We start from the raw sequence: 12,723 nt of genomic DNA, 5'->3' as shown, positions 1-12,723 counted from the left end.
CGTTATTCAAGGCAGCGGAAGCTTGCTGTCATCGAGCCGGCGCGGTGCGTTTGCCCCCCAGCGCGCCCGTATCTGAGCCGGAGTCTCCGGGGGCCATTTCACGCCCATCCTGATGATGCGATCCCGGATTTCAACCAGTTTGACACCTGATTTAGAGGTGGTGCCTACATGTTCCATTTGCGATTCCAATTGTCTTGGGAACGAGATTCCATTGATGTTGTAAGTGTTGGGGTTGGCTCCGTGATCGAGAAGGTAATTGACTGCCTCGGTGTCATAGCCAGTTAGCGCTTCATAGAGAGATGTGTTGCGCAATGAATCACGCCGGTTCACATCTGCGCCACGCTCCACCAGCAGCTCGAGCGAGCCCAATTTGCGATCGCTTGCAACAAAGAAAACGATGGGTCTGCGGCCCTCGATCATGGTGTTGGGATCAACCCCACTGTCCAGCATCGCGCGCAGAAATTCCGGATGCGCGCTGTTGAGCACGACCCCGAGCGGATCGCCAAAATCCGGCACTTCCTGCAAGGGATCGGCGCCGGCCTTCACCACCTCCGACATAACCGCAAGCCGATGCGGGTCGCGCTGCAACGCCTCCTGAAACGCAAAAAACAGCATCGTCATGTTCTTGCGCCCAGGCGTGCTCAGATCCGTCTTCGGTGCCAGTCGCCGGACCTGCTCCATGTCACCCCGCTCGATGGCCTGCGCCAGTTCGAGTTGCGGGCCGCTAAAAAAATCAGTGGCGGGAAATTTTTTCATTGCATGAACCGCATAAGATAGCGCCAGTAACAGCGCCGGCACGATAAAGATTCGGCTGAGTGTTTTCATCGCTTTCAGCCTCGCTATGACAGTGTTTCAAGTACGGTGATGTCCTCCGCCTTCTGCTGCTCGATGCCGTCAATTGCCTGTGTGATGAAGTGGCGCGACAGGGGCGAGCCGCTGCCATGCAGGGGATAGGGAGTACCGGCTGCACCTGGCAGGGGCGTCCACGTCTGTGCCACGGTCAGAATGTCGCCATTCACATGGTAGGCATTGATGTTCGATGGCGTGACCTGGCCGCCGTAGTGTTCGACCGTCTTCGGGTGCAGACCGGCGGCATTGAAGCTCCAGCAGTCCTTGCCGCTGGCCAAAGAAGCGGCAGAACACAGGCCACCGCCTAGCGAGTGACCTGTTATGTCGATACGCTCTGTGATCTCACGTAGCTTGGTGCCACTCCTTACTGCCCGTTTGTAGTATTCCGATGCGATATTCACGCTCTGGTTAACATTGTTTGACCAGTCGGCCAGACTTGTCATTTCGGTTCCCTTGAACGCGAGTGTCGGATTCATATCGGCACCGAAGACCGCCGCATCCGGTTCGTATAGCTGCGCCCTGAAGTTCGAGCCCCTGATTGCAAAGTCCATGGCATCAAGCCCGTACCGATCCAGAAACTCCCTATCCCCGCTGCGGTTCACCCACCCTTCGGGCACCGGCCCGGACGGCTCGTAGACATGATCGGAGAGTCTGGCCTTCTCCACCGCGACATTGTTGCGCGCGAGCCGTTCAGCCGCCGCCCGCACGCGCCCGGACATGGCCGCATTGCCCGTCGCAATCAGCGCCTTGCGCGTCCGCCACCGCTGCGCCTTGGTCAGTGCCTGTGGTATCTCGATGTGTGGCGATGTCGCCCTGGCTGCGCGCGCAGCGGCTAACTGGGCTTGCCAGGCGGCCGGGGCATACTCGACGGATAGAATGGGTTCGCCGTCCGGATGACTGCCGGTCCTCGCTACGGGATTCCTTAACGGCGTGCTGCTGTAGGGCGACGGAAACAGGCTATTACGCGGACCTCGAATGGCAAGCAGTTTGCCCCGGCGAACCTCTTCGAGAAGAGCAACGATGACCCACCAGCCATCGGTGTCAGGGTTACGGTGCCGCGCGCTATGGAAAAACAGCCAGCCACTCTTCTGGATGCGCCTGACCAGCTTCCGGTCCTCCTCCCACTCCCTGTGATTCAGTGCGGCAATCTCGAGAAACTCCCGGGTCTCCGCCCTGGCCTTCTGACGGTCTGCGGCCTTGCCGAGGCACGCTTTATAGTGCCACTCGTCACAGATGACATAACAGGCACCCGGTGGCCGCTGGCAGAACAGCTCCACGGAGTGCATCTCAAATACGGACAGGGACATAGGTGTGTCGTTGGTCTATCTGAAGTCGCTGCCGGAGTTGACGGCAGTCAGATAATTACCGTGCGACAGGCAGTCCGTACATGGGCGACCGCCCAAAATCGGCTTTCGACGAACCTCGCGGTGTTCCGCTGCGACTATGCGACCGCCGGCGCCGCGAAGCTCGCGATCGTCGATAGTCACTCGTTCTGGGTGTATGGCTATTTCGAGGAAGCCAGGCTGCCGCTCGTGCGCGTCAGCGATCCGGCCGAAGTGCCTCGCGCAACGCGTGCCTGTGCGCGTGAAGATCGACTCGATGCCGGCCGATGTGATGCCGGCGGCGAGCACGACCTGCACGGTAGTCGTTGGGCCAGAAACGGCCCCCAGCTCCCACCGCGCCGCTTTTTACAGCCGGAACTGCCCCACCATCGCCTTCAGCCCGCGCGCCTGATCGTCGAGCGAGCGGGCCGCGGCGGTGGCCTCCTCCACCAGCGCGGCGTTCTGCTGCGTGCCCGCGTCCATCTGCGTGACCGCGAGATTGATCGCCTCGATACCGGCGCTCTGCTCGGACGACGCCGCCGAAATCTCGCCGATGATGTCGGTCACGCGCTTCACGGCCTTGACGACTTCGTCCATCGTCTGACCGGCTTCCGCGGCGAGCGTCGAGCCGTTGCCGACGCGCTCGACCGACGTCTGGATCAAGCCCTTGATTTCCTTCGCGGCCGCAGCACTCCGTTGGGCGAGATTGCGCACTTCCGCCGCGACCACCGAAAAGCCGCGCCCCTCCTCGCCCGCGCGCGCCGCCTCGACGGCCGCGTTCAGCGCGAGGATGTTGGTCTGGAATGCGATTCCCTCGATCACGCCGATGATGTCGCCGATGCTGTGTGCGCTGTCGTTGATGTCGTTCATCGTTGCGACCACGCGGCTCACGACCGCGCCGCCCTGCTCGGCGATCTCCGACGCGTTGTTCGCGAGCGTGCTCGCCTGCTTCGCGTTGTCGGCGTTCTGACGCACCGTCGACGTCAGCTGTTCCATGCTGCTCGCGGTGCGCTCGAGCGCGAGCGCCTGCTGCTCGGTGCGTTGCGACAGGTCCAGGTTGCCCATCGAAATCTGTCCGGACGCGGTTGCGATCGCATCGGCGCTCGACGCGATGTCGGCGACCGTCGTCGCGAGTCCGCTTTGCATGTCGGACAGCGCGAACAGCATGCTCGAACGGTCCTTGCCGCCGAGCGTAATGCGGTTCGACAGATCGCCCGCGGCGATGCGGCGCGCGATTTCCTTCGCGTACGCGGGCTCGCCGCCGAGCTGCGCGGTGAGCCGCCGCACGACCCACGCCGCGATGCCGAACGCGAGCACGATCAGTGCGAGCGTCATCACCGCGATCATCACGAACGACGACTGGTAGATGAAGCCGGACGCGTCGATCGTCGCCTTCGCGGCGGTGCCGCGCTGGGTGACGAGTTCGTCGACGAGCTTTTCGAGCTTGCCGGTTTCGACGAGCAGCGACACGTCCTGCGTGCCGACCTGCCAGTTCATCTGCGACAGATCGAGCGGCTGCGCTTTCACGAGCGTGACGAAGTCGCGCAGATGGGTGCTCCAGGTTCCGATCGCCGCGGCGAACGCCTTCTGCGCGGCGACCGCCTTCGCGTCGGACGGATCGACATACTGCTGCAGCGTGCGCAGTTGCTCGTTCAGACCGGCGAGGCCACGCTCGATGTCGGCGCCGAGTTCGTCGCGCTCCTTCGCGGTGGTCGCAGTCAGCAGCATTTTTTGCGCGCGGCTCGCGCGCAGCATGTGGCCGCGCGCTTCCTCGGCGGCGCGGCTCGCGACGTGGCCCTGGTCGTAGATCGATTGCGCGGACGCGTTCAGCCGGCCGATCTGCAGCAGCGAAAACACGCCGATCAGCAGCGTGCCTGCGAGCAGGATCGCGAACGCGATCCGCAGGGTCGCCTTGACCGACAGGCCGTTGAACTTCGTTGCCGCCGCGCTGTGTGCCACTGCTTCCATACTCCCCAACCCCCACGTGTCGACGCGCCGGAAAGGTCGGTTCCGGCGTCCCCGCTTGTCTTTCCGGGTCTACGGCAGACTGCCGCGCGATCTTGAATGTCGCGCGATTCGGACGACGGCGGGTCGTGCGCCGCCGGCCGTTCCCGGTCCCATGTTCGATGCGCCGCTTCGTGAGCCGCGCATTCGCGAGCGCTTTATACCGCAGACAAAAACCCGCCAAAAATGCCTCGACAGCGCGGAGCAGACTATTCGTCTTTCCTCGCCGAAAGCAAAGTCATCCGGCCCCGTGTCCGATTCGCGACAAAACTTGTCCTTACAATTCGCTCCGGCCACATTAAACTTCGGTTAAATAGTCAAAACGCCGGTTGCCGCGACCAAATGACGCAGCGGTGGCGGAACGCGCCTACGAAGCGCGCTGCCGCACCGGTTCCAGCGCCGATTTTTTCTCTCCCATTTGCCTGATCTTCTTCTACTCGCGTATGGAAACGAGCCTCGATAAAAGCGCCCTCGCCGGCGCATCCGCAACGGGGGCGAGCGCCTCCCCGGTCACCGCCGCGCCGGCGGCCGCCAAGGTGCAGCGCACCGTGTATTCCGTGCTTGGTGCAATCAGCTTTTCGCACCTGCTCAACGACATGATCCAGTCGCTGATCCTCGCCATCTACCCGATGTTCAAGGACAACTTCTCGTTGTCGTTCGGGCAGATCGGTCTGATCACGCTGACCTACCAGATCACCGCGTCGCTGCTGCAGCCGCTCGTCGGCAGCTATACCGACAAGCACCCGAAGCCGTACTCGCTGCCGGTCGGCATGGGTTTCACGCTTGCTGGTCTGCTGCTGATGTCGGTTGCGCCGAACTTCAGCGTGCTGCTGGTCGCCGCGGCGCTGGTCGGCTGCGGATCGTCGGTGTTTCATCCGGAGTCGTCGCGGGTCGCGCGGATGGCCTCGGGCGGCCGTCACGGTCTCGCGCAGTCGCTGTTCCAGGTCGGCGGCAATGCGGGTTCGTCGCTCGGCCCGCTGCTGGCCGCGCTGATCGTGATTCCGCATGGCCAGCGCAGCATTGCGTGGTTCTCGGCGGCGGCGCTCGTCGCAATCTTCGTGCTTACGCAGATCGGCCGCTGGTACAAGCAGCATCCGTCGGTCAAGAAGGCGCGCGGCCACGCGGCGCATGCGGCGCTGCCGCGTAACAAGATCATCCTCGCGATGAGCGTGCTGGTGCTGCTGGTGTTCTCCAAGTACTTCTACCTCGCGAGCATCAACAGCTATTTCACGTTCTATCTGATCGACAAGTTCCATCTGTCGGTGCAGGCCGCGCAGATTCATCTGTTCGTGTTCCTCGCGGCGGTCGCGGCGGGGACGGTGATCGGCGGGCCGATTGGCGACAGGATCGGGCGTAAGTATGTGATCTGGGTGTCGATACTTGGCGTCGCACCTTTCACGCTGCTGCTGCCGTATGCGAATCTGTTCTGGACCGGGGTGCTGACTGTTGTGATCGGGGTGGTGCTTGCTTCGGCGTTCTCGGCGATTCTTGTTTATGCGCAGGAGTTGATTCCTGGGAAGGTGGGGATGGTTGCCGGGTTGTTCTTTGGTTTTGCGTTTGGGTTGGGCGGCGTTGGCGCCGCGGTGCTTGGGCAGCTGGCTGACGCGACCAGTATTGGGTTTGTTTATAAGGTTTGTTCGTTTTTGCCTTTGATTGGGGTGCTCACTGTTTTGTTGCCGGATGTTGAAGAGAAGCGGGTGAAGGGGTGATATCGCTGTGGGATGGGCCTTTCGTTCTTCACAGGGTGTTGGCCTTTCCTTGCTTTGTTATCGGTCTATTAGCGTTGCCCCTGTGCGGGGCGGCACCTACTTTCTTTGCTGCTGCAAAGAAAGTAGGCAAAGAAGACAGCTCAAACCGCCAGCTCATAAGCGGGTCCCCTGGCTTGGCAGGGGTAGTGGTGCATCTGGAATCCGTGCCCCCGCACATTCCCCGGCAGTGACAAAGCCATCATTCCTCCCACTCCGCACTACGTCGCGGACGGGTCAGCCGGGGAAACCGGCGGGTTTGCCCGCGCAGCGGGGAGCCCTCGGCTGCGCCTCGGCGAGGCGCCGAAACAACGAGGGGTTTTGGAGCGGGGATTCGGCGCGCGGAGCGCCGCCGGAAGAATGACTGCCGTGTCACGAACGCGGAATGTGCGGGAGCACGGATTCCAGATGCACCACTACCTCACGCGGACCGAGGGACCCGCTTAAGAGTTCGCGGTTTGAGCTGTCTTCTTTGCCTACTTTCTTTGCAGCAGCAAAGAAAGTAGGTGCCGCCCCGCACAGGGGCAACGCCAATAGACCGACAAGCCAGCAAGCAAAGGCCAACACCGCAAAGAACACCACCCGCGCCTTAGACCCGCATCCGTCTCCACGTAAAAAAGCCCACGGCAACTACGACAACCGCAACACCGTCGACGACGCCCAGCACTGGCAAAGGATCAGTCCACTTGTCCATGTTCGTCGTACGCGAATAGTAGGGCTCGCCGTTTCCATACGCTTCGTTAAGGTTGACCACGTTGAACGCGACGACAGCAACGGCAATGGCAATGGCAAGTAAAACTACGCCAGCGAAAACACGGACAAATCTGGTTTTCCGCATGTCAGTACCTGACCGTTAGTGGAATGTAGCAATCCGGCGACGGCGTCGCCGCCTCCTTCAGGTCGCGCACGAAAGTTTCCATCCCAGCATGCAGGTTGATACAACCCGCGCTCCCCGCATGCGTGCCACCGTGAATAAAGAACCCTCCGCGTCCAAATGTCTGACTTCCCGGATAGACATGAATCGTGATCCGATGATCGCCCCATGCGGCACGCGGAGCAAGGTTGTACCAATGGTTCTCCCACATCTGCGAAGGATCAATTCAGTATTGACCGGGCGGAATCGGACCCACACCTTCTTCGCGCTGACGCATCGACGAATAATCGAATTTGCCCCTGCTATCCGTTCTGCCGGACACTGCCGCATAGTTGCGGGAAACCTGACCACTCATGGTCAAAAAACGACCATCAAAGCGTAGAAACACCTGAGACCTCGCGCAGGCCGGAACGCGCGGACTACCACGCTCGGAAGCGTATCGATTGGGCAAGCAAACCTCCATGTTTGGGTAAAAGCGATGTGCCACGTTGGCCGTCTCCACCCTACCTGGCATCGAGAAACCTGGATATGGGCGACGGATGAATCTGAGGAACAACGATTTTTTCCTGTTGCTCTTCGCCCTTGCGGCGAACCAGCTTGCTCACCCTCCCGCCCGTAGCTATGCTTGTGCGGATAACCCGCGCCGCGCCGGGCGCGCAAATTGCACGGCCGTTTCATACCCCCGTCCACTCCCGCCGCACGAGGATCGCCGCCGATGACCCGCTACCGCGATTTCCACCGCCGCTCGATCGAACACCCCGAAGCCTTCTGGCGCGAAGAAGCCCAGCGTATTCACTGGCACACGCCATTCGGCACCGTGCTCGACCGCTCGAAGCCGCCATTCGCGCGCTGGTTCGTCGGCGGCCGCACGAACCTCTGTCATAACGCGGTCGACCGCCATCTGGCCGAGCGCGCACAGCAAAACGCGCTGGTCTACGTATCGACCGAAACCGGCATCGAGCGCCAGTACACTTACGCCGAGCTGTACGCCGAAATCAACCGCATGGCCGCGGTCATGCGTTCGCTGGGCGCGAAGCGCGGCGACGTCGTGCTGATCTATCTGCCGATGATCCCCGAGGCGCTGTTCGCGATGCTCGCCTGCGCGCGGCTCGGCGCGATCCACTCGGTCGTCTTCGGCGGCTTCGCGGCGCCGAACCTCGCCGCGCGTATCGACGACGCGAAGCCGGTGCTGATCGTGACCGCCGACGCCGGCGCGCGCGGCGGCAAAGTGGTCGACTACACGCCACTCGTCGACGAAGCGCTCTCGCGCGCGAAGCACAAGACGCCGCACGTGCTGCTGGTCGACCGACAGCTCGCGCCCGAGCGCCTGAATGCGCCCTACCTCGTCGCCTACGAGCCGCTGCGCGAACAGTTCTTCGACGCCCACGTGCCGTGCGAATGGCTCGAATCGAACGAGCCATCCTACGTGCTATACACGTCGGGCACGACCGGCAAGCCGAAGGGCGTGCAGCGCGATGTCGGCGGCTATGCGGTCGCGCTCGCGGCATCAATGGAATACATCTTCGAGGGCAAGGCCGGCGACACGATGTTCACCGCGTCCGACGTCGGCTGGGTGGTCGGCCACAGCTACATCGTGTACGCGCCGCTGATCGCGGGCCTCACCACGGTGATGTACGAAGGCACGCCGATTCGCCCGGACGGCGGCATCTGGTGGCGCCTCGTCGAACAGCACAAGATCAACCTGATGTTCACCGCGCCGACCGCGATACGCGTGCTGAAGAAGCAGGACCCGGCGCTGATGAAGGCCGCCGATCTGTCGAGCCTGCGCACGCTGTTTCTCGCCGGCGAACCGCTCGACGAACCGACCGCCGAATGGATCTCGACCGCGCTGAACAAGCCGGTGATCGACAACTACTGGCAGACCGAAACCGGCTGGCCGATGCTCGCGATTCCGCGTGGCATCGAGGTACTGCCGACCAAGCTCGGCTCGCCGGGCGTGCCGTCGGTCGGCTATAGCCTGACCGTGCGAGACGAGTTGACCGGCGAGCCCTGTGCGCCCGGCGAGAAAGGCGTGCTGACGCTCGACTATCCGCTGCCGCCAGGCTGCATGTCGACGGTGTGGGGCGACGACAAGCGCTTCGTCGGCACCTACTGGTCGAGCGTGCCGAACCAGCAGGTCTATTCGACGTTCGACTGGGGCGTGCAGGACGAGGACGGCTACGTGACGATCCTCGGCCGCACCGACGACGTGATCAACGTCGCGGGCCATCGGCTCGGCACGCGCGAGATCGAGGAGGCGCTGTCGAGCCACGCGGCCGTCGCGGAAGTCGCGGTGGTCGGCGTGACCGATCCGGTCAAGGGTCAGGCGGCGATGGCTTTCGTCGTGCTGCGCGGCGCGCAAAGTGAAGGCGACCCGAGCGAGTGCGCGGCCCGCACGCGTGGTGATGGTATCGATGCTGCCGAAGACGCGCTCCGGCAAGCTATTGCGCCGCGCTATCGCGGCGCTCGCCGAGGGACGCGAGCCCGGCGACCTGCCGACGATCGAAGATCCGGCCGCGCTACAGCAGGTGCGCGACGCGCTCGGCGACGGCACGAAGAAATAAACCAGCGGGCGCTCAGCCCGCGGCGTGGCGCGTGCCCAGAAAGCGCGCGAGGATCGCGTTCGAATACGTGCCCGCGATGCCGGTCAGAAACGACATGAACGATCCGGGCGCGTGGTCGTCGGCGGTATCGGAGATCGTGCGCACGACCGCGCACAGCACGCCGTACTCGTAGCAGACTTGCGCGATCGCCGCGCCCTCCATCTCGACCGCGAGCGCGTCGGGCAGCGCGTTGCGCAGCGCCGCGACGGCCGCCGCGCTCGCGACGAACTGATCGCCGCTGACGATCAAGCCGCGATGCACGCGCGGCTCGCGCGTGCCGAACCGGGCCGCGCATGCCGCGCCCTCTTCGGCGACGAACTGCTCGCATGCGAGCGTGAGACGATCGGCGAGCGCCGCATCGGCGGCGAAGCGCGACATGCCGAGCAGCGGCACCTCGAAGCGCGGAAACAGCGGCGACGCGTCGACATCGTGCTGCATCAGCGTGCTCGCGACGACGATATCGCCGACATGCACATCGACGCCAACGCCACCCGCGACACCGGTGAACACCACGGCTTCGACATCGAACGCGTGAATCAGCGCGCTGACCGTCGCGGCCGCGGCAACCTTGCCGACGCGCGCTAGCGTGACGACACACGGCGTGCCGTGCACGGTGCCGACGTGGTAGTCACGCTGGCCGTACTTGACCGTGCGCACGCCGGACTCGGCGCGCATCGCTTCGATCAGGTCGCCGAGTTCCTGCGGCAACGCGGCCAGAATGCCGAGCGGTCGCCGTGCACCGTGGCTGACGTTGAAGGGCATGCTCATTCGACCGCCTGCAATTTAGCTACCGCCAGCGCCAGCCACTTTTCGCCGTGCCGCTTGAAGCGGACCTGCGCTTTCGCGTCGGCGCCGTTGCCTTCGAGCGCGGTGATCGTGCCTTCGCCGAACTTCGTGTGGAACACCTGCTGGCCGACGCGAAAGCCCGTTTCGGCCGCGCGCTGCTCGTTCGCGAAGGCGGGCGCCGGCGCGGAAGTCACCGCCGTCGCCGAACCACCGCCGTAGCCCGGCCGCGCAAACCAGTCGCGCCCGTAGCCGGCGTTGTCCGAGCGACCGCCCCAGCGCGAGCCCGCCTCGACCTTCGGCGTGAGCCACTTCAGCGTTTCCTGCGGCAATTCGTCGAAGAAACGCGAGCGGATGTTGTAGCGGGTCTGACCGTGCAGCATCCGGCTCTGCGCGAACGACAGATACAGCCGCTCCTTAGCGCGCGTGATTGCGACATACATCAGGCGCCGCTCTTCTTCGAGGCCATCCGACTCCATCGCGCTGTTCTCGTGCGGGAACAGCCCTTCTTCGAGACCGGTGATGAACACCGCGGTGAATTCGAGCCCCTTTGCCGCGTGTACGGTCATCAACTGCACCGCTTCCTGGCCGGCCTGCGCCTGGTTGTCGCCCGCTTCGAGCGACGCGTGCGACAGGAAGCCCGCGAGCGGCGTCATCGTGTCGGGGTTTTGTGCGGGATCGGCGATGCCCGGGGCGTCGAGGACCACCGTGTTCGGATCGTCGGTCGCGACCGCGAGTTCGGGCGCGGCGCTGGCGCCTGGGCGCAGCGGGATCGAGCGCGCGGGCGTATCGAGCCCGTAGCCTTCCTCGCTGACGAACGCGGCGGCCGCGTTGACGAGTTCCTGCAAGTTCTCGAGCCGCTCCTGGCCTTCGCGCTCGTTCTGATAGAAGTCGGCGAGACCGCTCGCGCGGACCACGTACTCGACGGTCTCCGGCAGGCTCATCTGCTGCGTGTCGGCGCGCATCTTGCCGATCAGGTTCGCGAACGCGGCGAGGCTCGAGCCCGCCTTTCCCGCGACGTACGGAATCGCCGCAGCCATCGAGCAGTTGTACAGACGCGCCGCGTCGGCGAGCTGTTCGATCGAACGCGCGCCGATGCCGCGGGTCGGGAAATTGACGACGCGGCCGAACGCGGTGTCGTCGTTCGGGTTGTCGATCAGGCGCAGATAGGCAAGCGCGTGCTTGACTTCCTGACGCTCGAAAAAGCGCAGGCCGCCGTACACGCGGTACGCGATGCCCGCGTTGACGAGCGTGTGCTCGATCGTGCGCGACTGCGCGTTGCTGCGGTAGAGCACCGCGATTTCGCTGCGCGACAGGCCGGTGTTGATCAGCGCACGGATCTCTTCGACGATCCAGCCGGCCTCCTGCGAATCGGTCGCCGATTCGTAGACGCGCACCGGTTCGCCGTGGCCTGCGTCGGTGCGCAGATTCTTGCCGAGGCGGCGCGAGTTGTTCGCGATCAGCTGATTCGCGGCATCGAGAATATGGCCGTGCGAGCGGTAGTTCTGTTCGAGCTTAATCAGATTGCGCACGTTGAACTCGTGCTCGAAGTCGCGCATGTTGCCGACGTTCGCGCCGCGAAACGCGTAGATCGACTGGTCGTCGTCACCGACCGCGAAGATCGCGTTGTGCTGACCCGCGAGCAGCTTGAGCCACGCGTATTGCAGCTTGTTGGTGTCCTGAAACTCGTCCACAAGGATGTGCCTGAAGCGCGCCTGGTAATGCGCGCGCAGCGGCGGATTGTGCGCGAGCAGCTCGTAGCAGCGCAGCAGCAGTTCGGGAAAGTCGACCACGCCTTCGCGCTGGCATTGCTGATCGTAGGCTTCGTAGAGCTCGACGAACTTGCGGTTGAAGTTGTCGGTGGCGTCGACGTCTTTGGGGCGCAGGCCCTGCTCTTTCGCGTTGTTGATGAAGTACTGGAGATTTTTCGCCGGGTACTTTTCGTCGTCGATGTTGAGGCCCTTCATCAGACGCTTGATCGCCGACAGCTGGTCCGCGGTGTCGAGAATCTGGAACGTGGCGGGCAGCCCGGCGTCGCGGTGATGCGCGCGCAGCATCCGGTTGCACAGGCCGTGGAACGTGCCGATCCACATGCCGCGCGTGTCGATCGGCAAGAGCGCCGAGAGGCGCGCCATCATTTCGCGGGCGGCTTTGTTGGTGAAGGTCACCGCGAGGACGGTCGCGGGGGACGCGAGGCCTTGCTGGATCAGCCACGCGATGCGGGTGATCAGGACGCGGGTTTTGCCGCTGCCGGCGCCCGCCAGGATCAGGGCGGGCTCATTCGGGAGCGTTACGGCGGCGTGTTGTTCGGGGTTTAGATTCGAAAGGAGGTCGGGCATTTTTTTCGCGAAGCGCAGTTCGGGGGACATTATATGCCCCGGCGGGGGCGGCGCTTTTTTGTCGTTGTTCTGGCTTCTTTGGCCTTTCCTTGCTGGCTTGTCGGTCTATTAGCGTTGCCCCTGTGCGGGGCGGCACCTACTTTCTTTGCTGCTGCAAACAAAGTAGGCAAAGAAGACAGCTCAAACCGCCAGCTCATAAGCGGG

At 63.6% G+C, this 12,723-nt stretch carries 7 protein-coding genes and 2 pseudogenes; 3 read left to right on the top strand and 6 right to left on the bottom strand.

Features of this window, described 5'->3' with window-relative positions; translation table 11 throughout:
- Nucleotides 1-6 precede the first annotated feature (6 nt).
- Nucleotides 7-825, bottom strand: coding sequence for an ankyrin repeat domain-containing protein (locus tag AB4Y34_RS32550; protein ID WP_176124010.1), 819 nt, complete (start codon nt 823-825; stop codon nt 7-9).
- A gap of 14 nt (nt 826-839) precedes the next feature.
- Nucleotides 840-2,156, bottom strand: a complete 1,317-nt coding sequence (locus AB4Y34_RS32545; protein WP_368718360.1) for a hypothetical protein — start codon at nt 2,154-2,156, stop codon at nt 840-842.
- 108 nt (nt 2,157-2,264) lie between these two features.
- Here AB4Y34_RS32545 and AB4Y34_RS32540 point away from each other — a divergent pair.
- Nucleotides 2,265-2,583: pseudogene (locus tag AB4Y34_RS32540) on the top strand (hypothetical protein); the annotation flags it as partial.
- On the opposite strand, the gene AB4Y34_RS32535 reads toward AB4Y34_RS32540, so the two are convergent.
- Nucleotides 2,538-4,139 carry a methyl-accepting chemotaxis protein gene (locus AB4Y34_RS32535; RefSeq protein WP_176124008.1) on the bottom strand — a complete coding sequence of 534 codons (1,602 nt, stop codon included), beginning with the start codon at nt 4,137-4,139 and terminating at the stop codon, nt 2,538-2,540. The pseudogene AB4Y34_RS32540 and the gene AB4Y34_RS32535 sit on opposite strands and share 46 nt — an antisense overlap.
- Nucleotides 4,140-4,618: 479 nt before the next feature.
- On the opposite strand from AB4Y34_RS32535, the gene AB4Y34_RS32530 reads away from it, so the two are divergent.
- A complete protein-coding gene (locus AB4Y34_RS32530; RefSeq protein WP_368718403.1) occupies nt 4,619-5,884 on the top strand; it encodes an MFS transporter in 1,266 nt (421 codons plus the stop codon).
- Between the two features lie 625 nt (nt 5,885-6,509).
- Here the strand turns inward: AB4Y34_RS32530 and AB4Y34_RS32525 are convergent.
- The gene (locus tag AB4Y34_RS32525; protein WP_368718359.1) at nt 6,510-6,758 is read right to left on the bottom strand and encodes a hypothetical protein; all 249 of its coding nucleotides are present in this window, start codon (nt 6,756-6,758) and stop codon (nt 6,510-6,512) included.
- A 751-nt stretch (nt 6,759-7,509) separates the two neighbouring features.
- On the opposite strand from AB4Y34_RS32525, the pseudogene AB4Y34_RS32520 reads away from it, so the two are divergent.
- Nucleotides 7,510-9,358, top strand: a pseudogene (locus AB4Y34_RS32520) (propionate--CoA ligase).
- A 12-nt stretch (nt 9,359-9,370) separates the two neighbouring features.
- Here the strand turns inward: AB4Y34_RS32520 and AB4Y34_RS32515 are convergent.
- The gene (locus AB4Y34_RS32515) at nt 9,371-10,165 is read right to left on the bottom strand and encodes a 5'-methylthioadenosine/adenosylhomocysteine nucleosidase (protein WP_368718358.1); all 795 of its coding nucleotides are present in this window, start codon (nt 10,163-10,165) and stop codon (nt 9,371-9,373) included.
- Nucleotides 10,162-12,519: a UvrD-helicase domain-containing protein gene (locus tag AB4Y34_RS32510; protein ID WP_368718402.1), complete on the bottom strand. Its 2,358-nt coding sequence runs from the start codon at nt 12,517-12,519 to the stop codon at nt 10,162-10,164. Before AB4Y34_RS32510 ends, AB4Y34_RS32515 begins: the two co-directional genes overlap by 4 nt.
- Nucleotides 12,520-12,723: the final 204 nt, after the last annotated feature.

The sequence above is a fragment of the Paraburkholderia sp. BR10954 genome (genome assembly GCF_040965775.1).
In the GTDB taxonomy this organism is placed as follows: Bacteria; Pseudomonadota; Gammaproteobacteria; order Burkholderiales; family Burkholderiaceae; genus Paraburkholderia; species Paraburkholderia youngii.
Note: the sequence above shows the minus strand (reverse complement) of the source record. Positions and strands in the feature narration are given on the sequence as shown.

Excerpts from the sequence above, each read along its gene's own strand:
- AB4Y34_RS32510 (WP_368718402.1), bottom strand. The coding sequence starts at position 12,519 with ATGCCCGACCTCCTTTCGAATCTAAACCCCGAACAACACGCCGCCGTA.
- AB4Y34_RS32530 (WP_368718403.1), top strand. The coding sequence starts at position 4,619 with ATGGAAACGAGCCTCGATAAAAGCGCCCTCGCCGGCGCATCCGCAACG.
- AB4Y34_RS32525 (WP_368718359.1), bottom strand. The coding sequence starts at position 6,758 with ATGCGGAAAACCAGATTTGTCCGTGTTTTCGCTGGCGTAGTTTTACTT.
- AB4Y34_RS32550 (WP_176124010.1), bottom strand. The coding sequence starts at position 825 with ATGAAAACACTCAGCCGAATCTTTATCGTGCCGGCGCTGTTACTGGCG.
- AB4Y34_RS32545 (WP_368718360.1), bottom strand. The coding sequence starts at position 2,156 with ATGTCCCTGTCCGTATTTGAGATGCACTCCGTGGAGCTGTTCTGCCAG.
- AB4Y34_RS32535 (WP_176124008.1), bottom strand. The coding sequence starts at position 4,139 with ATGGAAGCAGTGGCACACAGCGCGGCGGCAACGAAGTTCAACGGCCTG.
- AB4Y34_RS32515 (WP_368718358.1), bottom strand. The coding sequence starts at position 10,165 with ATGAGCATGCCCTTCAACGTCAGCCACGGTGCACGGCGACCGCTCGGC.